The sequence below is a fragment of the Streptomyces sp. NPDC004561 genome (genome assembly GCF_053602155.1).
The window spans coordinates 1-20380 of the sequence record NZ_JBSGDB010000127.1 but is presented as its reverse complement, the minus strand read 5'-3'; the positions used below and the strand labels follow the sequence as shown (position 1 = coordinate 20380).

At 71.9% G+C, this 20380-nt stretch carries 21 protein-coding genes and 1 pseudogene; 14 read left to right on the top strand and 8 right to left on the bottom strand.

The features are described from left to right. Positions 1–21: 21 nt before the first annotated feature. Both ACWEN3_RS18730 and ACWEN3_RS18725 read right to left on the bottom strand, forming a co-directional pair. Positions 22–177 carry a hypothetical protein gene (locus ACWEN3_RS18730; protein WP_452971927.1) on the bottom strand — a complete coding sequence of 52 codons (156 nt, stop codon included), beginning with the start codon at positions 175–177 and terminating at the stop codon, positions 22–24. A gap of 187 nt (positions 178–364) precedes the next feature. Continuing rightward, positions 365–1192 carry a class I SAM-dependent methyltransferase gene (locus ACWEN3_RS18725; protein WP_452971925.1) on the bottom strand — a complete coding sequence of 276 codons (828 nt, stop codon included), beginning with the start codon at positions 1190–1192 and terminating at the stop codon, positions 365–367. 375 nt (positions 1193–1567) lie between these two features. On the opposite strand from ACWEN3_RS18725, the gene rpsA reads away from it, so the two are divergent. The 4 genes from rpsA (at position 1568) to ACWEN3_RS18705 (ending at position 5537) form a co-directional block, all read left to right on the top strand. Beyond that, on the top strand, positions 1568–3058 hold the full coding sequence (gene rpsA / locus ACWEN3_RS18720; RefSeq protein WP_097255253.1) for a 30S ribosomal protein S1: 1491 nt from the start codon (positions 1568–1570) through the stop codon (positions 3056–3058). Positions 3059–3307: 249 nt separating this feature from the next. After that, complete coding sequence (locus tag ACWEN3_RS18715; RefSeq protein WP_452971917.1) at positions 3308–4246, top strand: PAC2 family protein; 939 nt, start codon at positions 3308–3310, stop codon at positions 4244–4246. Positions 4247–4492: 246 nt separating this feature from the next. Then, positions 4493–5107, top strand: coding sequence for a dephospho-CoA kinase (gene coaE / locus ACWEN3_RS18710; protein WP_452971914.1), 615 nt, complete (start codon positions 4493–4495; stop codon positions 5105–5107). A 49-nt stretch (positions 5108–5156) separates the two neighbouring features. After that, a complete protein-coding gene (locus ACWEN3_RS18705) occupies positions 5157–5537 on the top strand; it encodes a tetratricopeptide repeat protein (RefSeq protein WP_452971911.1) in 381 nt (126 codons plus the stop codon). Positions 5538–5567: 30 nt separating this feature from the next. Here ACWEN3_RS18705 and ACWEN3_RS18700 read toward each other — a convergent pair whose 3' ends face one another. Next, positions 5568–5864, bottom strand: coding sequence for a DUF6343 family protein (locus tag ACWEN3_RS18700; protein ID WP_452971909.1), 297 nt, complete (start codon positions 5862–5864; stop codon positions 5568–5570). Between the two features lie 86 nt (positions 5865–5950). Here ACWEN3_RS18700 and ACWEN3_RS18695 point away from each other — a divergent pair, with 86 nt between their 5' ends. From ACWEN3_RS18695 to ACWEN3_RS18685, 3 genes are all read left to right on the top strand, one after another. After that, positions 5951–6901, top strand: a complete 951-nt coding sequence (locus tag ACWEN3_RS18695; protein WP_452971922.1) for an acyltransferase domain-containing protein — start codon at positions 5951–5953, stop codon at positions 6899–6901. 61 nt (positions 6902–6962) lie between these two features. After that, positions 6963–7646: a class I SAM-dependent methyltransferase gene (locus ACWEN3_RS18690; RefSeq protein ID WP_452971920.1), complete on the top strand. Its 684-nt coding sequence runs from the start codon at positions 6963–6965 to the stop codon at positions 7644–7646. 94 nt (positions 7647–7740) lie between these two features. After that, complete coding sequence (locus tag ACWEN3_RS18685; RefSeq protein ID WP_452971907.1) at positions 7741–8190, top strand: DoxX family protein; 450 nt, start codon at positions 7741–7743, stop codon at positions 8188–8190. Positions 8191–8487: 297 nt separating this feature from the next. On the opposite strand, the gene ACWEN3_RS18680 is transcribed toward ACWEN3_RS18685, so the two are convergent. Further along, positions 8488–9090: an RNA-binding S4 domain-containing protein gene (locus ACWEN3_RS18680; RefSeq protein WP_452971905.1), complete on the bottom strand. Its 603-nt coding sequence runs from the start codon at positions 9088–9090 to the stop codon at positions 8488–8490. Positions 9091–9296: 206 nt separating this feature from the next. Between ACWEN3_RS18680 and ACWEN3_RS18675 the strand changes: the two genes are divergently transcribed. Then, positions 9297–9992: a uracil-DNA glycosylase gene (locus ACWEN3_RS18675; RefSeq protein WP_452971902.1), complete on the top strand. Its 696-nt coding sequence runs from the start codon at positions 9297–9299 to the stop codon at positions 9990–9992. 93 nt (positions 9993–10085) lie between these two features. On the opposite strand, the gene ACWEN3_RS18670 is transcribed toward ACWEN3_RS18675, so the two are convergent. Beyond that, complete coding sequence (locus tag ACWEN3_RS18670; protein ID WP_452971901.1) at positions 10086–10772, bottom strand: GntR family transcriptional regulator; 687 nt, start codon at positions 10770–10772, stop codon at positions 10086–10088. A 143-nt stretch (positions 10773–10915) separates the two neighbouring features. On the opposite strand from ACWEN3_RS18670, the gene ACWEN3_RS18665 reads away from it, so the two are divergent. Together ACWEN3_RS18665 and ACWEN3_RS18660 are read left to right on the top strand one after the other, a co-directional pair. Further along, entirely contained in the window at positions 10916–12367 is a 1452-nt protein-coding gene (locus ACWEN3_RS18665) for an NCS1 family nucleobase:cation symporter-1 (RefSeq protein WP_452971898.1), read from the top strand. A gap of 5 nt (positions 12368–12372) precedes the next feature. Further along, the gene (locus ACWEN3_RS18660) at positions 12373–13095 is read left to right on the top strand and encodes an aspartate/glutamate racemase family protein (RefSeq protein WP_452971895.1); all 723 of its coding nucleotides are present in this window, start codon (positions 12373–12375) and stop codon (positions 13093–13095) included. A 10-nt stretch (positions 13096–13105) separates the two neighbouring features. Here ACWEN3_RS18660 and ACWEN3_RS18655 read toward each other — a convergent pair whose 3' ends face one another. Next, entirely contained in the window at positions 13106–13558 is a 453-nt protein-coding gene (locus ACWEN3_RS18655; RefSeq protein WP_452971892.1) for a GNAT family N-acetyltransferase, read from the bottom strand. Next, positions 13555–13971 carry a RidA family protein gene (locus ACWEN3_RS18650; protein ID WP_452971889.1) on the bottom strand — a complete coding sequence of 139 codons (417 nt, stop codon included), beginning with the start codon at positions 13969–13971 and terminating at the stop codon, positions 13555–13557. The genes ACWEN3_RS18655 and ACWEN3_RS18650 overlap by 4 nt, the downstream gene beginning before the upstream one ends. 113 nt (positions 13972–14084) lie before the next feature. On the opposite strand from ACWEN3_RS18650, the gene ACWEN3_RS18645 reads away from it, so the two are divergent. Together ACWEN3_RS18645 and ACWEN3_RS18640 are read left to right on the top strand one after the other, a co-directional pair. After that, positions 14085–14852, top strand: a complete 768-nt coding sequence (locus ACWEN3_RS18645) for a nucleotidyltransferase domain-containing protein (protein ID WP_452971886.1) — start codon at positions 14085–14087, stop codon at positions 14850–14852. A 198-nt stretch (positions 14853–15050) separates the two neighbouring features. After that, positions 15051–15773 (top strand): annotated as a pseudogene (locus tag ACWEN3_RS18640) (FUSC family protein); the annotation flags it as partial. A 192-nt stretch (positions 15774–15965) separates the two neighbouring features. On the opposite strand, the gene ACWEN3_RS18635 reads toward ACWEN3_RS18640, so the two are convergent. Next, a complete protein-coding gene (locus tag ACWEN3_RS18635) occupies positions 15966–16796 on the bottom strand; it encodes a response regulator transcription factor (RefSeq protein WP_452971884.1) in 831 nt (276 codons plus the stop codon). A gap of 149 nt (positions 16797–16945) precedes the next feature. Here ACWEN3_RS18635 and ACWEN3_RS18630 point away from each other — a divergent pair, with 149 nt between their 5' ends. Beyond that, positions 16946–18619, top strand: coding sequence for an AMP-binding protein (locus ACWEN3_RS18630; protein WP_452971880.1), 1674 nt, complete (start codon positions 16946–16948; stop codon positions 18617–18619). After that, a complete protein-coding gene (locus ACWEN3_RS18625) occupies positions 18616–20226 on the top strand; it encodes an AMP-binding protein (protein WP_452971878.1) in 1611 nt (536 codons plus the stop codon). Before ACWEN3_RS18630 ends, ACWEN3_RS18625 begins: the two co-directional genes overlap by 4 nt. Positions 20227–20380 lie beyond the last annotated feature (154 nt).

Sequence of the window (20380 nt, the reverse complement as noted above, 5' to 3'; positions counted from 1 at the left end):
GAACCAGGTGCCGTCGGCGGGTCAGACCAGCCCCGCCAGCACCAGCGGCACCAGCGTCGTCTTGCCGGTGCCGGGCGGCGCCACCAGGACGGCGGTGCCCCCGGCGTCCAGAGCGTCGGACAGGGCGGGCAGGGCGGAGCGCACGGGGAGCGCGTCCAGGGCGTCGTAACGGATCACGCCCCCAGTGTCGTACTACGGAGAGGACGGCCCCCCATGCGCGCGGATGCGGAGCGTGACCCGGATATCTCCTGGCGGCGCGTCGCCAGGAACCGTCGGCAGCCCCGTGCGACGGAGAAAAAGGGCCCCCGCGCGGGCGCGCGGGGCGAAAACGCGGCCCTCGCGCGCGTGGGCGTGCTTTACGGGGTCAGTCCCGCTCGCACACGAAGATGGCCGTCCCCGGGATCAGGTTCCCGCGCAGCGGGGACCAGCCGCCCCACTCCGAGGTGTTCCAGGCGGGCCACTCCGGCTCCACCAGGTCCACCAGCCGGAAGCCCGAGGCCGCGATGTCACGCACGCGGTCGCCGAGCGTCCTGTGGTGCTCCACGTAGACCGCCCGGCCCTCCTCGTCCTGCTCCACGTAGGGCGTGCGGTCGAAGTAGGAGGCGGCCACCGAGAGACCCTCGGGGCCCGGCTCGTCCGGGAACGCCCAGCGGATCGGGTGCGTCACCGAGAAGACGAACCGGCCGCCCGGCCGCAGCACCCGCCGCACCTCGCGCAGCACCAGCCGCGGGTCCGCGACGAACGGCAGCGCGCCGTAGGCCGAGCACGCGAGGTCGAAGGAGCCGTCCGCGAAGGGCAGCGCGCCGGCGTCGGCACAGATCAGGGGAAACGATCCGCCGATCCGCAGCGCGTGCTGCAGCTGGCGGTGCGAGAGGTCCAGGGCGACCGGGCGGGCGCCCTGGGCGGTCAGCCAGCGCGAGCACTGCGCCGCCCCCGCGCCGATCTCCAGGACCTCCTTGCCCTTCAGGTCCTCCGGCGGGCCGAGCAGCTCGGCCTCCACCTCGTCCAGGCCCTCCGGACCCCACACGAAGCGGTCGTCGCCGAGGAACGTTCCGTGGTCCACCTGGTACTCGTCCGCGTTGCGGTCCCACCAGCCACGGTTGGCCCGGCTGCTCTCCGCGACCCCGGCGTCACGGCGGGTGGCTTCGGGCTCGTCCCCCGAAGGGTCGAGCGGTTCCGGCTCTTGGATGATCGGCTCCCTCGTCGTACTCTTCCGTCCAACCTGCCGGGCGAAGGCGTGTCACGGAAGGGGTCTCGAAGGCCTGCGCGGCCTCGCGAGACGTTTCTTCTGCCGGAAATGCGGCGATCCGCCCCCGGTGTGCGCCTTCGCGCATTGACCCTGCCCGGCTGCCCCCGTATGCTACAAGTTGCGCTGCGGGCCTGCGCACCTCAGACGTAGCAGGCTGCGCTCGCATCTGTTGTATGTCCCCTCGGTTGTCGAGGCGCCACCGGGCACCCGGTGCTCAAAGTGGCGCTTCCTTGGCTGTCCGGCTTCATCAGAGCGAAACGGGCTCCCGGCGTAAGCAGTACCTACGACTTCAATGTCCGTACCGGAGCCCTTTCCCACATGACGAGCAGCACCGAGACCACCGCCACCACCCCGCAGGTTGCGGTCAACGACATCGGTAACGAGGAAGCCTTCCTCGCCGCGATCGACGAGACGATCAAGTACTTCAACGACGGCGACATCGTCGACGGCGTCATCGTGAAGGTCGACCGGGACGAGGTCCTGCTCGACATCGGTTACAAGACCGAAGGTGTCATCCCGAGCCGCGAGCTCTCGATCAAGCACGACGTCGACCCGAACGAGGTCGTCGCCGTCGGTGACGAGATCGAGGCCCTCGTCCTCCAGAAGGAGGACAAGGAAGGCCGCCTGATCCTCTCGAAGAAGCGCGCCCAGTACGAGCGTGCCTGGGGCACCATCGAGAAGATCAAGGAAGAGGACGGCATCGTCACCGGTACCGTCATCGAGGTCGTCAAGGGTGGTCTCATCCTCGACATCGGCCTCCGTGGCTTCCTCCCGGCCTCCCTGGTCGAGATGCGCCGCGTCCGCGACCTCCAGCCGTACGTCGGCAAGGAGCTCGAGGCCAAGATCATCGAGCTGGACAAGAACCGCAACAACGTGGTCCTGTCCCGCCGTGCCTGGCTCGAGCAGACCCAGTCCGAGGTCCGCCAGACGTTCCTCACGACCCTGCAGAAGGGTCAGGTCCGTTCCGGTGTCGTCTCCTCGATCGTCAACTTCGGTGCCTTCGTGGACCTGGGTGGCGTCGACGGCCTGGTCCACGTCTCCGAGCTGTCCTGGAAGCACATCGACCACCCGTCCGAGGTCGTCGAGGTCGGCCAGGAGGTCACCGTCGAGGTTCTCGACGTGGACATGGACCGCGAGCGCGTCTCCCTGTCGCTGAAGGCGACCCAGGAAGACCCGTGGCAGCAGTTCGCCCGCACCCACCAGATCGGCCAGGTCGTGCCCGGCAAGGTCACGAAGCTGGTTCCGTTCGGTGCGTTCGTCCGCGTGGACGAGGGCATCGAGGGTCTGGTCCACATCTCCGAGCTGGCCGAGCGCCACGTGGAGATCCCGGAGCAGGTCGTCCAGGTCAACGACGAGATCTTCGTCAAGGTCATCGACATCGACCTCGAGCGCCGCCGCATCAGCCTCTCGCTGAAGCAGGCCAACGAGTCCTTCGGTGCCGACCCGGCCTCGGTCGAGTTCGACCCGACCCTGTACGGCATGGCCGCGTCCTACGACGACCAGGGCAACTACATCTACCCCGAGGGCTTCGACCCCGAGACCAACGACTGGCTCGAGGGCTACGAGAAGCAGCGCGAGGAGTGGGAGCGCCAGTACGCCGAGGCGCAGTCCCGCTTCGAGCAGCACCAGCAGCAGGTCATCAAGTCCCGCGAGGCGGACGCTGCGGCTGCCGCCGAGGGTGGCGAGGCCGCCGCTCCGGCCGCGACCGGCGGTTCGTACTCCTCCGAGGGTGCGGACACCTCCGGCGCGCTGGCCTCGGACGAGGCGCTGGCCGCGCTGCGCGAGAAGCTGGCCGGTGGCCAGAGCTGATCGCTGCCGCTGAGGCTTAGCCGATAGCTGGTCCTGAGGGGCCGTACCTTCCGAGGTGCGGCCCCTCAGGCGTGTCCGGGGGTGCCTGCCGTCGTGTCCACCACGGGCCGTCCGTGGCCGACCGATCAGTTCCCCGCGCCCTGCGGAACTGCCGTACCGCCGCCGGCACCGCTGATCAACGGCGTGTCGCGGGAATGACCGCGTTCCAGGGCGTGTTGTGGATGTCGGACACGAGGAGGAGCGGTCACAGTGCTTGATCCGCAGGGTTTGTACGCATGGGAGCCGAAGGGCCTGGCCGTGGTCGACATGGCGCTCGCCCAGGAGTCGGCCGGCCTTGTCATGCTCTACCACTTCGACGGATACATCGACGCGGGCGAGACCGGCGACCAGATCGTCGACCGGCTGCTCGACTCACTGCCCCACCAGGTCGTGGCACGCTTCGACCACGACCGGCTCGTGGACTACCGGGCGCGCCGCCCCCTGCTCACCTTCAAGCGGGACCACTGGACCGAGTACGAGGTCCCGGCCATCGAGGTCCGCCTGGTCCAGGACGCCACCGGCGCCCCCTTCCTGCTGCTGTCCGGGCCCGAGCCGGACGTGGAGTGGGAGCGGTTCGCGGCGGCGGTACGGCAGATCGTGGAGCGGCTCGGGGTCCGCCTGTCCGTGAACTTCCACGGCATCCCCATGGGCGTCCCGCACACCCGGCCCGTGGGCCTCACGCCGCACGGCAACCGCACCGACCTCGTCCCCGGACACCGCAGCCCCTTCGAGGAGGCCCAGGTGCCCGGCAGCGCGGAGTCGCTGGTGGAGTACCGCCTCATGGAGGCCGGGCACGACGTCCTGGGCGTCGCCGCGCACGTCCCGCACTACATCGCCCGTTCGCCGTACCCGGACGCCGCCCTGACCGTCCTGGAGGCCGTCACGGCCGCCACCGGCCTGGTGCTGCCCGGCGTGGCGCACTCCCTGCGCACGGACGCGCACCGCACGCAGACCGAGATCGACCGGCAGATCCAGGAGGGCGACGAGGAACTGACCGCCCTCGTCCAGGGCCTAGAGCACCAGTACGACGCGGCGGCGGGCGCCGAGACCCGCGGCAACATGCTCGCCGAGCCGGTGGAGATCCCGTCGGCCGACGAGATCGGTCGCGAGTTCGAGCGATTCCTGGCAGAACGGGAAGGCGACAACTGAGCGCTGCCGCTGCTGCCGGTTCCCGGGTGTCGTGTCGGTGACGGCCGGCCGCCGCGGGTTCGTCGGTGTCATGAGGGCGGCTGTCGACCGCTGCCGCTTTGGCCGGCGCAAGGGGGGGGCCAGGACTGACCGCTGTCCGGTTTCGCGGGTCCCGAGAGGGAGGCGACCGACCGCCGTCGGCTCCGGGAAGAGGGCAACCGGCCTCCGGCCGTCGCGTTGTCGGTGGCAGGGCCTAAGCTTCCGCTCATGCTGAAAGTAGGGCTGACCGGTGGGATCGGCGCCGGCAAGAGCGAGGTGTCGCGGCTGCTCGTGGAGCACGGCGCCGTGCTGATCGACGCGGACCGCATCGCGCGCGAGGTCGTCGCGCCCGGCACGCCGGGCCTCGCGGCCGTGGTCGACGCCTTCGGCGAGGACGTGCTCGCCGCCGACGGCGGTCTGGACCGGCCCCGGCTCGGTTCCATCGTCTTCGCCGACCCCGAGAAGCTCGCCGTCCTCAACTCGATCGTGCACCCCCTGGTCGGCGCCCGCTCCCGCGAACTGGAGGACGCGGCGGCCGACGACTCCGTGGTGATCCACGACGTGCCCCTGCTCACCGAGAACGGCCTGGCGCCGCTCTACGACCTCGTGGTCGTCGTGGACGCGGGCCCGGAGACCCAGCTCGACCGGATGGTACGGCTGCGCGGGATGACCGAGGAGGACGCACGCGCGCGGATGGCCGCGCAGGCCACGCGTGAGCAGCGCCGCGAGATCGCGGACATCCTGATCGACAACGACGTACCCCTGGACGCGCTGAGAAAGCGCGTCGACGAGGTCTGGGACGAGCTGGTGCGCCGGGCGCGCGGGACGGCCGCCGCGGAATAGCGGTCCCTGCCAGGGCGTTGAACGGCCGCAGCGAGGGAAGGACTTTGCCGTGCCCGAGACCAGCGGTTCCACCGGACGTACACCGGAGACGCATGTCATCGACTTCCGTGCCGCCGAGCAGCTGCTCAACGCGCGGGACCCGCGGGGCGCGGTGAAGCTGCTCGACGGAGTCATCGCCGCGCATCCCGAGAACACCGCGGCCCGCCTGCTCCGCGCGCGTGCCTTCTTCGCCGCCGCACAACTGCGTCCCGCCGAGCTGGAGTTCACCATCGTGCTGGAGCGGGAGCCGGACAACGCGTTCGCGCACTTCGCGCTGGCCCGCACCTATGAACGCCAGGGCCGCCCCGACCAGGCCAAACGCCACTTCCGGCTGGCGGCCGCGCTCGACCCCAACCCGCAGTACCTGAAGGCGGCGCACTTCGACGACTGACGGCCGCCCGGCGCCGTCCGTCCGCGCCGGTCAGGGATGCCGGTGCCGCGGCGGCCCGGGGTACGGCGGCCCGCCGTCCGCCGGGTGGTACGGCGGAACGTCACGGCCCGGCTGGTAGTGCGGTCCCTGACGGATGTGTCTGACGATCATGGCCATGTCGACTGTGACCACCAGCCACAGCACCCCGCAGGCCGCCGCCCAGCCAGGGCGCCCGACCAGCGCGAAGGCCGCCGTGCCGAAGGTCGCCCAGACCAGTCCCCACACACTCAGCCACAACCGCGCCCGCAGTGCACTGCGCGCGGTCGCCGGTTCACTGCCCGTACGCATCGGATCACCACTCCTCCTTGCAACGTACTCTTCGATGACGACGCACATCAACGATGTCCGCCGGACGCGAGCCCGAGGGGGAACCGTTGCTGCCCGACGCCGACGACCTGCCCGACCTGCTCCTCGACCTGGCCGTGCCGCACGAGGACGTCAACGAACTGGTCGCACGACGGCGCCACGTCACCGGTGACCCGGGCGTGCGGGGGCTCCTCGAGGAGTGCGTCGAGGAACTGTTCCGGGACCCGGCGGACACCGGCCGCGACCGCGTCCTCGCCGATCTGCTCGCGGCCGCTCCGGCCGAGCTGGACGGCACGTTCGCCGTGTACGTCTTCCTCGCCGCGCTGCCGACCACCCTCGCCCGCCACCGGGAGCGTGGCATCCCGGCCGAGGTGTCCCGGCGCACCCTGGCCGACCTGGGCCGGAACATGGCCACGCACCGCAGACGGCGCGGCACGGCCGGACTCGAAGCGCCGGGCTGGCTCGTCCACCACTTCCGCGGTGAGCTGTACCAGCTGGGGCGGCTGCAGTTCGAGCGGGCACGGCACGGGCAGCGCACGTCGGCGGTGATCGCGGCGGCCGGACTCGGCGTGGCGCCCGGCACCCCCTGTCTCAACCTGCACATACCCGACTTCAACGGCCCGCTGACCCCGTCAGCCTGCGACCGCTCCCTGGCGCTGGCCCAGGACTTCTTCGCCCTGCACTTCCCCGAGGAGCGCCCGTCGGCCGCGCTGTGCCATTCCTGGCTGCTCGACCCGCAGTTGAGGCGGTACCTGCCCGCCGACTCCAACATCCTCCGCTTCCAGGACCGGTTCCGCGTCGCCCGGGAGGACACCGAGCCGGCCGACACCGAGCCCGTCCGGTTCGTCTTCGGGGACCCGGACCTGCCGGTGGCGGAGCTGCCGCGCCGCACCACGGTGGAGCGGGCGGTCGGGGACCATCTGCGGGCGGGCGGTCACTGGTTCGTCGGGCACGGCTGGTTCCCGCTGCCCTGGGCCGCGGAGAGTTCCCGTTCCGGGCCGAATGACTCGAACGAGTGAACAAGGGTCGAACGGGAACGGCGGTGCGGGGACGGTCCGTTGTCCAGGCATGACGGTCGAAATGCGTGAGGGATACGAGGGCACGGGACCCGGCGCGATCACCCCGGACGGCTGCGCGGTCGAGGTGTACGAGCGGCTGCCCGTGGGGGACGAGCCGGACATCATCGCCGCGGCGGTACCCGCCAGGGCACACATCCTGGAACTGGGCAGCGGAGTGGGCCGGATGACCCACCCCCTGCTGGAGCGCGGTTTCACGGTCACGGCTGTGGACGAGTCCGCCGAGATGCTGGCCCGCGTCCGCGGGGCGCGCACGATATGCGGCCCCATCGAGACCCTGGACCTGGGCGGCGAGACGTTCGACGTGGTGATGCTCGCGTCGTTCCTCGTGCACGCCGGGGACGAGGAGGTGCGCCGGGGCCTGCTGCGCACCTGCGCCAGACATGTCGCCGAGGACGGCTGTGTCCTCATCCAGCGGGAGGGCGAGGACTACCACACGAACGTGCCCAGGGAGCGGACCGATCCGAGCGGCTTCACCGTGCGGATCGTCTCGGTGGAGCCCGCCGGAGACGGGGTGAACTCGGTCCGCGCCGAGTACGAGTTCCCGGACGCCCACTGGACGCACACCTTCCTGGCCCGGCCCCTGACGAAGGAACAGTTCGAGTCGGCACTCGCGGAGGCGGGACTGGAGGTGGACGCCTATCTGACACGGGACGGGACATGGGTGCGGGCCGTGCCGACGGCCTAGGAACTGCCCGCGTGGAGCGATGAGTTCTCGGCCCGTGGTCGGTCTTACTCGGTGAAAGCAACCGGCACCGCTATCGCTTCACCAGGAGATCCTCATGTCCGAGAGCATCGCTCCCGTCAGCACCACCACCGCCGCGGCCTCGGCCGGCTCGGGCACCGGCCGGGCGCGGTTCGCCCGGGTCGCCCTGCGCTCCGTGCAGGTGCTGCTCGCCCTGTTCTACGGCATCGCGAGCGCACTGCCCAAGCTCATCGCGCACCCGTCGGCCGTCGAGTCCTTCGACAAGATCGGCTGGGGCAGCGGGGCGATGTACACCATCGGCGCGCTCGAACTCGCGGGCGCCGTCGCGCTGTTGATCCCGGTGCTGCAGTCCCTGGCGGCGATCGCCCTCAGCGCGCTCATGGTGGGGGCCTTCATCGTCCAGCTCACCGTCTTCCACGGCCAGAACGCGGCGACCCCGCTGATCCTGATCGTCCCCCTGCTCCTGATCGCCTGGACCCGTCGCGCCCACAACAAGGAGCTGCTCGGCCTGGTGCGGCGCGGATGACCCTCCGGGCGGGCGGGGTGCGTCTCCCTCCGGGCGAACCCCCGGGTGGATGCCGGTGCCTCTCCGTACGAGCGCCGGTGCCGCCGGTCGGGCGCGGGGGCCTGACGGGCGGCACGACGTGGTCCGGGAAGGCAGCGGAGCCGGCATGTCCGTGCGGGCGGGCGCGCCTCATTCGCACCTACGGCGCCCCCACTCCTGCGTACACGCCGGCACTCCGGCGCACGGCGTGGCCCGTCACCGTTCCGCACGGCGTGCGCCACTGCCGCCCAAGACCGCCCGCCCCCTCCGCGGCGCTCCTCACCGCCCCCTGGGGCGTCCGCCGGGGCCGCCGGGGCTGCCAGGGCCGTCGGGGGTGCCGGGACTGCCCGGGCTCATCAGGCCGCGGAGGCGTTCCAGTTCGCGGCGGTCGCGCTTGGTGGGGCGGCCGGTGCCCCGGTCGCGGAGGCCGGCGGGGGCGATGGCCTCGCGGGGCGGGGGAGGAGGGGAGTTGTCGATGTAGCACTGGGCGGCCACGGGCGCACCGACCCGCTTGCGGATGAGCCGCTTGACGATCACGACCCGCTCCCGGCCTTCGTGCCGCAGACGCACCTCGTCGCCGATACGGACCGAGTAGGCCGGCTTCACCCGCTCACCGTTCACATGCACATGTCCACCACGACAGGCGGCGGCGCCCAGGGAACGCGTCTTGATCAGCCGTACGGCCCAGATCCAGCTGTCGATACGGACGGTCTCACCATTGGCGGGCCCTGCGGCCTCGGCGGCGGCCACCGCGGCGGCGATCTTGGGGTCGATCGGTTGGCCGGCGGAGGTGCCGGAGTCCTCGGAACCCTGGGCGGGGTTCGTGCCGCCCGGCTCGTCGGTCCCACGGTTCACGTTCTCGTCCGCATCCTCGGAAGCCATGTCCCGACCTTAACCCGCCGGAACGGCCGAGCCGGACGTGATTTTCCGGGGCGGACCGCGGTCGTCGGCCGCATGGAGCGGGGGCGCGACCAGCACCGTCACAGCGGCAGGGGGAGGTGCCGCCTGGCCCCGCTCCGTCCACCCTCTCGCCCACCCCGCCCTCCCCACCGCGTTCGCCCGAGCCGCCCGGGCATACCGTTGGCCGTATGGACGACAGCAGCGCGCTCGCGCGGCTCGATCGGCGCGTCGCCGGCTGCCGGGCCTGCCCCCGGCTGGTCGAGTGGCGCGAGGAGGTGGCCCGGACCAAGCGGGCGGCGTTCGCGGACTGGACGTACTGGGGGCGGCCGGTGCCCGGCTTCGGTCCGGCCGACGCCAAGCTGGTGATCATCGGGCTGGCGCCGGCCGCGCACGGCGGCAACCGCACCGGTCGTATGTTCACCGGCGACCGTTCCGGAGACGTGCTGTACCAGGCGCTGTACGACGTGGGGCTCGCCTCGCAGCCCACCTCCGTCAGTGCCGACGACGGCCTGGAGCTGTACGGCGTCCGGGTCACCTCGCCGGTGCACTGCGCCCCGCCCGCCAACAAGCCGACGCCGGGGGAGCGCGACACATGCCGTCCCTGGCTGGTGCAGGAGCTGAAGCTGCTGCGTCCGACCCTGAGGGCCGCGGTCGTCCTCGGCGCGTTCGGCTGGCAGGCCGCACTGCCCGCGTTCGCCGAGGCCGGCTGGACCGTGCCCCGTCCCCGGCCCGCCTTCGGCCACGGCACCCGGGTCGCGCTCGACGGTCTCGACCTCTTCGGCTGTTTCCACGTCAGCCAGCGCAACACCTTCACCGGCCGGCTCACCGCCGAGATGCTCCGCGAGGTCCTGCGCACGGCGGCGGAGGCGGCGGGGCTGCCGTAGATCGGCTCAGCGGACCCGCTCCGGCGGGCCGCGGCCGGGTGGGGCGGGTGCCGTCGGCGTGATCGGCCGAGGCGAGCCCGCGGCGGGGCTCCCTCAGCCGCCGTTCTCGCCGAACAGGTGCCGTACCGTCGAGCGGTAGTTGGCGCGCACGTGGCCGAGGGTGTGGACGCGGGCGCGGTCCGGGTCGCCGGAGGCGATGGCCTCGTACAGGTCGCGGTGTTCGGTGAGGAGTTGGGGCCACTCCTCGTTCTGCCGGGTGAGCCAGCGCAGCCGGCCGTCGACCGGTTCCATGACGGAGATCAGCAGGCTGTTGCCGGCCATGGCGAGGATGCGGTCGTGAAAGCGGGTGTTGATGTCCGTGATCGCCTCGGCGTCGCCCTCCTTCGTCGCCTCGGCCGCCTGGTCGAGCAGGTCCCGCAGTTCGGCCAGCGCCTCGGGGGTCGCCCGTGACGCCGCCAGCCCCGCCGCGTAGACCTCCAGGGCCTCGCGCAGCTCGAAGAGTTCCGTGACGTCGGCCGGGGTCAGACGGCGGACGACCGTGCGGCGCGCCGACTCGAAGTGGACGAAGCCCTCGGCGACCAGGGCGCGGATCGCCTCGCGCACGGGCACCCGCGAGACACCGAACCGGTCGGCCAGCTCCCGTTCGACGAGCCGGTCGCCCGGACCGAGACGCCCGGCGATGATGTCCTGCCGCAGGGTGGCCAGCACGCGTTCGCGTACCGCGCCCAGGGGTTCGGGCGTCGCCGCCGTACGGGTCGTCGGGCCTTCCGTGGGGGTCATGGGGTCATCTTCGCCGACTCCGCGGTGCTTTTACGGAGAAGTAACGAGCGGGACATCGGTCCGAACGCTTGACGGCGGGACCGTGGAGCAGTTTGGTATACCAAACGGCCGCCGTCCTCCGTCCCCTCGTCCAGGGAGGCCCCGTGTCCCTCGCCGACCGCGCCGAAGCCACCGGCGCCCCCGCGCACGTCCCCGACCCCCGCCTCACCAACGACGACCTCGCCCCCGCGCAGCAGCGGAACTGGAAGGTCTTCGACCTGTTCGCCATGTGGATGTCCGACGTCCACAACCTCGGCAACTACACCTTCGCCGCCGGCCTGCTGGTCCTCGGCATGAACGTCTGGCAGGTCTTCACGTCCCTGCTCGTCGGCTTCGTGCTCATCTACGCGGGCATGAACCGGATGGGCAGGATCGGCCAGCGGCACGGCGTGCCCTTCCCGGTCGTCAGCCGCATCAGCTTCGGCGTCTGGGGCGCCAACATCCCCGCGCTGATCCGGGCCGTGATCGCCATCGTGTGGTACGGCATCCAGACCTATCTGGCCTCCGTGGCCGTCAATGTGATGCTGCTGGCGGCCTGGCCCGGACTGGAGTCCCTGACGCACCACTCCTTCCTCGGCCTGGACGCGCTCGGCTGGATCTCCTTCGTCTCCCTCTGGATGATCCAGGCGCTGATCATCAGTCAGGGCATGGAGTCCGTGCGGAAGTTCCAGGACTTCTGCGGCCCGGCGATCTGGCTGGTGATGATCGCGCTCGCGGTCTGGGTCCTCGCCAAGGCGCACTGGAGCATCTCGCTCACCTCCACCCCGCACCCGGTGTCCACGGGTGAGCAGTGGCGCCAGTGGTTCGGCGCGATCGGGCTCATCCTGGCCACCTACGGCACACTGATGCTCAACTTCTGCGACTTCTCCCGCTTCGCCCCCGGCTACAAGACCGTCCGGCGCGGCAACTTCTGGGGCCTGCCCATCAACTCCACCGCCTTCGTCGTCGTCTCGGTGATCGTCACGGCGGGCTCGCTGAAGGTGTTCGGGCAGGCCATCACCGACCCGGCGGAGCTGGTCGCCAAGGTCGGCAACACCTGGGTGCTGGTCATCGCCGCGCTGACGTTCGCGGTGGCCACCATGGGCGTCAACATCGTCGCCAACTTCGTCTCACCGGCGTACGACCTCGCCAACGTCTGGCCCCAGAAGATCACCTTCAGGGTCGGCGGCATGATCAGCACGGTCGCCGCCCTGGTCGTCACCCCCTGGAACCTCTTCTCCAACCCGACCGTCGTCAACTACTTCCTCGGCGGCCTCGGCGCCTTCCTGGGCCCGCTGTTCGGCGTGATCATGGTCGACTACTACTGGGTCAGGCGCGGCAAGGTCGACGTCGACGCGCTCTTCGACGCCCGGCCCGGCAGCCCGTACCACTACCGCAAGGGCGTCAACCCCAGGGCGCTGTGCGCGTTCCTGCCCTCCGCCGCGGTCGCCGCCGTGCTGGCGCTCGTGAAGAGCTTCGGCGACGTGGCGCCGTACTCCTGGTTCATCGGCACGGCACTCGCCGCCGGGCTGTACGCGGCGCTGTCCCGCCGGGAGCGCACGGCGGAGGAGGTCTGACGGACGTGCGGATCATCGTCACCAACTGCAACACCACGCAGGGGATGACCGAGGAGATCGTCCGAGGTGCCCGGGCCGCCGCAGGCCCGGGCACCACCGTGACCGGTCTGACCCCCGCGTGGGGCCCCGAGTCGGCCGAGGGCTGGCTCGACAGCTACCTCTCGGCCGCGGCCGTCCTCGACGCGCTGCGCACCTACGACGGCCCGCCGTACGACGCCGTCGTCCTGGCCGGCTTCGGTGAGCACGGGCGGGAGGGCGCGCGGGAACTGGCCGACGTGCCCGTCGTCGACATCACCGAGGCCGCGGCGCACCTCGCCTGCCTCCTCGGCCGCCGCTACGGCGTCGTCACCACCCTGGACCGCTCCCGCGGCCAGATCGAGGACAGCCTGGAGACCGCCGGGGTGGCCCGCAACTGCGCCGCCGTCGTCGGCACCGGCCTCGGTGTCCTCGACCTGGCCGACGATCCGGCCCGCACGGAGTCCGCGTTCCTGGCCGCGGCCGAACAGGCCCGCGAGGCCGGCGCCGAGGTCCTGGTGCTGGGCTGCGCCGGGATGACCGGTCTGCAGCGTGTGGTCGCGGACAAGCTCGGGCTCCCCGTGGTCGACGGCGTCGCGGCGGCCGTGAAGCTCGCCGAGTCCCTGGTGGACCTGGGCCTGACGACGAGCCGGGCGGGCAGCTACGGGAAGCCGCTGGCGAAGGCGAGGAGGTGGGGGCGCCCGCCGCGGTGAGGGGGCGCGGTCACGGCCGCCAGACGTAGCGCACGTCCGGCTCCCGCTCCTCGTTGCCGCTGCCGTCCGTGTGTTCCTCGGCGGTGAACCCGTGGCGTTCGTAGAAGCGATGGGCGGGCTTGTTGACCTGGAACGTCCACAGGGTGAGCCCGTTCGGACTGCGCTCCTTGGCCAGCATGACGAAGCGGTCCCCGATGCCCCGGCCCCGCCACTCGGGGTCCAGGTACAGCTGCGACAGCAGATCCCCGTTGAGCACCATCACGCCGACGATCCGGTCCCCGTTCGCCTCCGCCACCCAGGTCTCGCGCAGCGGCACGACGACGTCCCGGAAGTACTCCCGCACGTCGTCGTCGGTGCGCGGCCGGACCACCGTGGGCAGCGCGGCGGCGAAGGACCGCAGCCACACGTCGGCGGCGGCGCGGGCGTCGGCCTTCACCGCCGGCCTGAGGACGATCCTGGTCATCGCTGTTCTCCCTCCTCCGGCACCACGGCCGTCGCCGTGATCTCCACCAGCTGCCCCGTGTACCCCAGACAGGCGACGCCGAGCAGCGTGGAGGAGTGCGGGCCCGCGCTCAGCCCGGAGGCCTCGACGACCTCCCACACCGCGGACAGCACCGAGGGCTCGCCGCTCACGACGTACACCTCCGTCACCAGGACATGCCCCAAGTCGCTGCCGACGGCGCGCAGTTGCTCGCGGAGGTTGGCGATCACCCGCTCGGCCTGCCGCACGGGGTCCCCCGGGCCGACGATCTCCCCCTTCTCGTCGAGCGGCACGGCCCCCGCCAGGAACGCGAGCTTCGTGCCCGCCTCGACCACGGAGGCGTGGGCATAGGTGGGCGGCGGGAACAGGGTGGGAACGGTGACGCGCTGGATCACGGAGCTGCTCCTACGACGGTCAGCGGGCAACTTCCCGATGATCGGCCCTCACACCCGCGAACGCACCCGAATTTCGCGCGCGGACCCCGGGGCGACTGCGGCAGGCTGAACGCATGCCGCAGTCCTCCGACGCGGTCTTCCTCTCGGCCACCGCCGACCGGCTGGCCGCGCTCCCCACCGTCCGGGCGGTCGCCCTCGGCGGCTCCCGCGCCCAGGGCACCCACCGCCCCGACAGCGACTGGGACCTGGCCGTCTACTACCGCGGCCCCTTCGACCCGGACGAGCTGCGCGCCGTCGGCTGGCCGGGCGAGGTGTCCGACGTCGGCGGCTGGGGCGGCGGCGTCTTCAACGGCGGCGCCTGGCTGACCGTCGACGGACACCGGGTCGACGTGCACTACCGCGACCTGGACGTGGTCGAGCACGAGCTGGCGGAGGCGGAGCAGGGGCGGTTCCGGGTGGAGCCGCTGCTGTTCCATCTCGCCGGCATCCCCACCTACCTGGTCGTGGCCGAGCTCGCCGTCAACCGGGTGCTGCGCGGCGAGCTGCCCCGCCCGGCCGGCTACCCGGAGAAGCTGCGCCGCACCGCCGCCGAACGCTGGCACGGCACCGCCCGCGCCACCCTCGCCTACGCCAGGGCGAACCACGCGCCCCAGGGCCGGCTCACGGAGACCGCCGGAGCCATCGCCACGGCCGCCGCCCAGGCCGCCCACGCGGTCCTCGCGGCCCACGGAGAGTGGGTGACGAACGAGAAGCGGCTGCTGGAGCGGGCCGGACTGCGAGAGATCGACGCGGTAGTGGGCGCGCTGGGCGCCGATCCCGACACCCTCGCCGGTGCCGTCGTCCGGGCCGAGGAGATCGTCGGCGGGACGATGCGGACCTGAACTCGGGGGAATGCGGAACGCCGGGGCATCGCGTTCGTACTCCGGAGCATTGCGTTCATAAAGAAACCCGCTGTTTTTGGCATCTTTCACCTCCCCGAAACGTGATCGTCCCGTTCGTCCGGGGAACCCGCACTACCTTGGGAACCCAGCCCGGCCGCCGTCGTCCGAAGGCACCGCCCTCGTACGAACAGGAGCCCCGTGACCCGGCCCGCCGCACCCCCCTGGCTCGCCCATGCCCTTCGCACCCAGCGCGGACCCGTGCCCGGGAGCGCGGTGACCCGCGGTGCGCTGTCCGCCGGGCCGCTGCTGCTGGCCGGTGCGCTCACCGGCCGCCTCGCCGACGGCGTGCTCGCCGCCATCGCCGCGATGCTCGCCGGCATCAACGACCGGCCCGGCAGCCGGCGTGCCTCCGTCCGGCGGCTCGGCGTGCCCGCGCTGGCCGGGGCGCTCGGGCTGGCGACCGGTTCGTACGCGGGTCAGCTGCTCGCCGCCGTACCGCTGACCCTGGTCCTCACCGTGCTCGGGCTGGTCGCCGGGGGCGTCAGTGCCGTCGGGCCCGTCGCCTCCGCCGCGGGAACACAACTGCTCGTCATGGCGGCCGTCGGCGCCGGCATGCCCGCGGCCGAGGACGGCCGGCAGCGGGCGCTCGCCTTCCTCGCCGGAGCAGGCTGGCTGCTTCTGCTGCGGCTCGCCCTGCCCACGCCCGGTTCCCTCGCCGGGGACTTCCGGTTCGACGGCGAACGGGAGGCGGTCGCCGACGTGTACGACGCGATCGCCACGCTGCTGGACGCCGTGGGCGGCGAGCACGCCACCGCCCGGCGGGCCGCGCTCACCGCCGCCCTCGACCAGGCCCAGGACGCCCTCGCCGGGCCCCGGCTCCGCCGGTACGCCAGTTCCGCGGCCGATGACCAGGTCGGGGCGGCACCTGGCAGGCTCCTGGAAGTCCCGTCGCACGGTCACCGCTCCCCTCGTGTGTCGTGTCCGGGCCAAATTCTAGGCAACGATCCTTGAAATTCGGACGGAAGCCATGGTGAGGGAAATAACAAACGGTCAAGCATAGGGAAATTCAAGGTGTCCACCCATGAATGGGCAGGTTTCCTCACCGTGCCGGAGCTACGGCAGCAGCCCCGCCCTGCGGGCCACCGTCACCGCCTCCCCTCGTGTGTGCGTGCCCAGCTTCCGCATCGCTGAACGCAGATAGCCCTTGACCGTCTCCGGGCGCAGCCCCAGCCGCTCGGCCACCGCCGCGTTGGTCGCCCCCGCCGCCACCCAGCACAGCACGTCCAGCTCGCGCGGCGCCAGGCTCGCGACCCCGGCCGGCCGCGCCGCCGTCAGCAGCCCGCACGCGGCGAGCAGGTCCGCCCGCAGCCCGGGGTCGGCGATCCGGGGCGCGAGCGCCCGCAGCGCCGCGTGCGCCTCGCGCACCTGCTCCCAGGCCGCGGCCCCCTCGCCGCCGGCGGGCTCCGGCCGGACCGCGGCCAGCAGCCCCCGCGCCTCGTCCCGCACCACGAGCGCCTGCTCCATGTCCCGCGCCACCGCCACCGCCGCGCCGAGCGCGCGGTCGCCGAGCGGCTGGGCCGAGCGCAGCGCGCCGTACAGCACCCCGCGCACCCGGCGCCGCACCACCACCGGCACCGCGAGCACCGAGCGGATGCCCTCCGCGGCCACCGGCGCGTCGTACTCGTGGCTGATCTGCCGGGAGCTGGAGTAGTCCGTGACCGCGCACGGCCGGGCCAGCGCCACCGCCTTGCCGCCGAGCCCGTTTCCGGAGGTCACCGCGAGCGAGCGCAGGGCGGCCGTGGTGGTGCCGCTCAGCTCGCTGATGCGGATCTGCGGCCGGCCGGAGTCGACGAGCCCGCCGAACGCGACCGGGAGCCCGGTCGCGCGCCTCAGCCGGACCAGCGCACCACGGATCTCCCCCGTCGCCACGGCCTCTGCTGCCACCTCATCGCTCCTTCGTGCGGCTGATCTGCGGACCACACCCCCGTTCGTGTGCGAACCACACCCCCTTTCGGGGGTAGTGAGACCTGCATCACGGATTAGACGATGCCAGAGAGCCGCCCGGCAATGGTCCGGAACATGGGAGGACACAGATGACGACGGCGACCGACGTCTTCAGGAACGCGCGGGACTTCCTGCTCGCACACCGCGAGGACTACGCCACCGCCTACGAGGGCTTCGCCTGGCCGCGGCCGGAGCACTTCAACTGGGCACTGGACTGGTTCGACGCGGTCGCCGCCGGAAACGACCGGACCGCGCTGCACATCGTGGAGGAGGACGGCGGCGAGACCCGGCTGTCCTTCGCCGAGATGTCCGAACGCTCGAACCGGGTAGCACACTGGCTGCGCGACCGGGGCGTCGCCGCCGAGGACCGCATCCTCGTCATGCTCGGCAACCAGGCCGAGCTGTGGGAGACCGCGCTGGCCGCGATGAAGCTGCGCGCGGTCGTCATCCCGGCCACCCCGCTGCTCGGCCCGGCCGACCTGCGCGACCGCGTGGAGCGGGGCCGGGTGAAGCACGTGATCGTACGGGCCGAGGACACCGCCAAGTTCGCCGACGTGCCCGGCGCCTACACCCGCATCTCCGTCGGCGGCCTGCCGGAGGAGGGCTGGGAGCCGTACGAGGACGCGTACGTGGCCCCGGCCGACTTCGTGCCCGACGGCCCGACCCTGGCCGACGACCCGCTGATGCTCTACTTCACCTCGGGCACCACCGCCCGCCCCAAGCTCGTCGAGCACACCCACACCTCGTATCCCGTCGGCCACCTGGCCACCATGTACTGGATCGGCCTGAAACCCGGCGACGTGCACCTGAACATCTCCTCGCCGGGCTGGGCCAAGCACGCCTGGTCCAATCTGTTCGCGCCGTGGAACGCCGAGGCGACCGTCTTCATCTACAACTACACACGGTTCGACGCGGCCCGGCTGATGGCCGAGATGGACCGGGCGGGCGTGACCACCTTCTGCGCCCCGCCGACCGTATGGCGCATGCTCATCCAGGCCGACCTCGGCCAGCTGCGCACCCGGCCCCGAGAGGTGGTGGCCGCGGGCGAGCCGCTCAACCCCGAGGTCATCGAACAGGTCCGGCGGGCCTGGAACGTCACCATCCGGGACGGCTTCGGGCAGACCGAGACCGCCGTCCAGGTCTCCAACAGCCCCGGCCAGGCGCTGAAGACCGGCTCCATGGGCCGCCCCAGCCCCGGCTACCGTGTGGAGCTCCTCGACCCCGTCTCCGGCGCGCCCGGCGTCACCGAGGGCGAGATCGCCCTCGACCTCGCCGAGCGGCCGGTCGGCCTGATGACCGGCTACCACGGCGACCCGGACCGCACGGCGGAGGCCATGGCGGGCGGCTACTACCGCACCGGGGACATCGCCTCCCGAGACGAGGACGGCTATCTGACGTACGTCGGCCGCGCCGACGACGTCTTCAAGGCCTCCGACTACAAGATCAGCCCGTTCGAGCTGGAGAGCGCGCTGCTGGAGCACGAGGCGGTGGCCGAGGCGGCCGTGGTGCCCGCCCCTGACGAGCTGCGGCTCGCCGTGCCCAAGGCGTACGTCGTCCTCGCCGAGGGCTTCGAGCCCGGCCCCGACACCGCGAAGGTCATCTTCGAGCACTCCCGCCAGGTGCTCGCCCCCTACAAGCGCATCCGCCGGCTGGAGTTCGGCGCGCTGCCCAAGACCGTCTCGGGCAAGATCCGCCGGATCGAGCTGCGCGAGGCCACGGCCGAGGGCTCTCAGAACGAGTACCGCGAGGAGGACTTCCGGTGAGCTCCCAGCTGTCGTACGCCCACGGGACGGGCGCCACCGCCCTGCTCGGCGACACCATCGGCGCCGACCTCGACCGGGCCGTGGCCGCCTGGCCCGACCGGGAGGCGCTGGTGGACGTGCCGTCCGGACGGCGCTGGACCTACGCCCGGTTCGCCGCCGACGTCGACCGGTTGGCCTGCGCCCTGCTCGCGAGCGGCGTCGCCAAGGGCGACCGGGTGGGCATCTGGGCGGTCAACTGCGCCGAGTGGGTGCTGGTGCAGTACGCCACCGCCCGGGTCGGCGCGATCATGGTCAACATCAACCCGGCCTACCGCACGCACGAGGTGGAGTTCGTCCTCAACCAGGCGGGCATCTCGCTGCTGTTCGCCTCCCTCAGCCACAAGACCAGCGACTACCGCGCGATGGTCGAGGAGGTGCGCGGCAGATGCCCGGGGCTGCGGGAGGTCGTGTACATCGGGGATCCGGGCTGGGAGGCGTTCGGCGGCCGCGGTTCGGACGGCCTGCTGGACGAACTGCGGGCCCGGGAAGCGGAGTTGTCCTGCGACGACCCCATCAACATCCAGTACACCTCGGGCACCACCGGCTTCCCGAAGGGCGCCACCCTCTCCCATCACAACATCCTCAACAACGGTTACTTCGTGGGGGAGCTGGTCGCCTACAGCGAGCAGGACAGGATCTGCATCCCGGTGCCCTTCTACCACTGCTTCGGCATGGTGATGGGCAACCTCGCGGCCACTTCGCACGGCGCCTGCATGGTGATCCCGGCCCCGTCCTTCGACCCCACGGCGACCCTGGAGGCGGTGCAGCGGGAGCGCTGCACGTCCCTGTACGGCGTCCCGACCATGTTCATCGCGGAGCTGAACCACCCCGGCTTCGCGACGTACGACCTCTCGTCGCTGCGCACCGGCATCATGGCGGGCTCCCCCTGCCCGGTGGAGGTGATGAAACGGGTGGTCGCCGAGATGCACATGGCCGAGGTCGCCATCTGCTACGGCATGACGGAGACGTCGCCCGTGTCGCTGCAGACACGGACCGACGACGACCTGGAGCACCGCACCGCCACCGTCGGCCGCGTCCTGCCCCATCTGGAGGTCAAGGTCGTCGACCCCGCCACCGGAGTCACCCAGGCCCGGGGCAGCGCGGGCGAGTTGTGCACCCGCGGCTACAGCGTGATGCTCGGCTACTGGAACGAGCCCGAGAAGACCGCCGAGGCCGTCGACGCGGGCCGCTGGATGCACACCGGGGACCTCGCGGTGATGCGCGAGGACGGCTACGTGGAGATCGTCGGCCGGATCAAGGACATGATCATCCGGGGCGGCGAGAACATCTACCCGCGAGAGATCGAGGAGTTCCTCTACGCCCACCCGGGGATCAGGGACGTCCAGGTCGTCGGCGTGCCGGACGAGAGGTACGGCGAGGAGGTCCTCGCCTGCGTGATCCCGCGCGACGCGGCCGACCCGCTCAGCCTGGAGGAGCTGCGCGCCTTCTGCGAGGGCCGGCTCGCCCACTACAAGATCCCCAGCAGGCTGCGGATCCTCGACTCCTTCCCGATGACCGTGTCCGGAAAGGTGCGCAAGATCGAGCTGCGGGAGAAGTACGGGGTGTGAAGCCCCGGGAGACGAGCATGCGCCAGGTGCTCGAGGACGGGCCCCGGGGGAGCGCGCTGTCGGCGGCGTACCCGCCCGGGGTCCGTCGGCCCGCACGGGAGCCGGTCCGGCGGGGCGGCCGCGGCGGGGCGGTCAGCTCCGCCGGTCCCGGAAC

What these genes read in the sequence shown, in the direction of transcription:
- rpsA (WP_097255253.1), top strand. Translation starts at nt 1,568, where the DNA reads ATGACGAGCAGCACCGAGACCACCGCCACCACCCCGCAGGTTGCGGTC.
- coaE (WP_452971914.1), top strand. Translation starts at nt 4,493, where the DNA reads ATGCTGAAAGTAGGGCTGACCGGTGGGATCGGCGCCGGCAAGAGCGAG.
- ACWEN3_RS18700 (WP_452971909.1), bottom strand. Translation starts at nt 5,864, where the DNA reads ATGCGTACGGGCAGTGAACCGGCGACCGCGCGCAGTGCACTGCGGGCG.
- ACWEN3_RS18690 (WP_452971920.1), top strand. Translation starts at nt 6,963, where the DNA reads ATGCGTGAGGGATACGAGGGCACGGGACCCGGCGCGATCACCCCGGAC.
- ACWEN3_RS18685 (WP_452971907.1), top strand. Translation starts at nt 7,741, where the DNA reads ATGTCCGAGAGCATCGCTCCCGTCAGCACCACCACCGCCGCGGCCTCG.
- ACWEN3_RS18680 (WP_452971905.1), bottom strand. Translation starts at nt 9,090, where the DNA reads ATGGCTTCCGAGGATGCGGACGAGAACGTGAACCGTGGGACCGACGAG.
- ACWEN3_RS18675 (WP_452971902.1), top strand. Translation starts at nt 9,297, where the DNA reads ATGGACGACAGCAGCGCGCTCGCGCGGCTCGATCGGCGCGTCGCCGGC.
- ACWEN3_RS18670 (WP_452971901.1), bottom strand. Translation starts at nt 10,772, where the DNA reads ATGACCCCCACGGAAGGCCCGACGACCCGTACGGCGGCGACGCCCGAA.
- ACWEN3_RS18655 (WP_452971892.1), bottom strand. Translation starts at nt 13,558, where the DNA reads ATGACCAGGATCGTCCTCAGGCCGGCGGTGAAGGCCGACGCCCGCGCC.
- ACWEN3_RS18645 (WP_452971886.1), top strand. Translation starts at nt 14,085, where the DNA reads ATGCCGCAGTCCTCCGACGCGGTCTTCCTCTCGGCCACCGCCGACCGG.
- ACWEN3_RS18630 (WP_452971880.1), top strand. Translation starts at nt 16,946, where the DNA reads ATGACGACGGCGACCGACGTCTTCAGGAACGCGCGGGACTTCCTGCTC.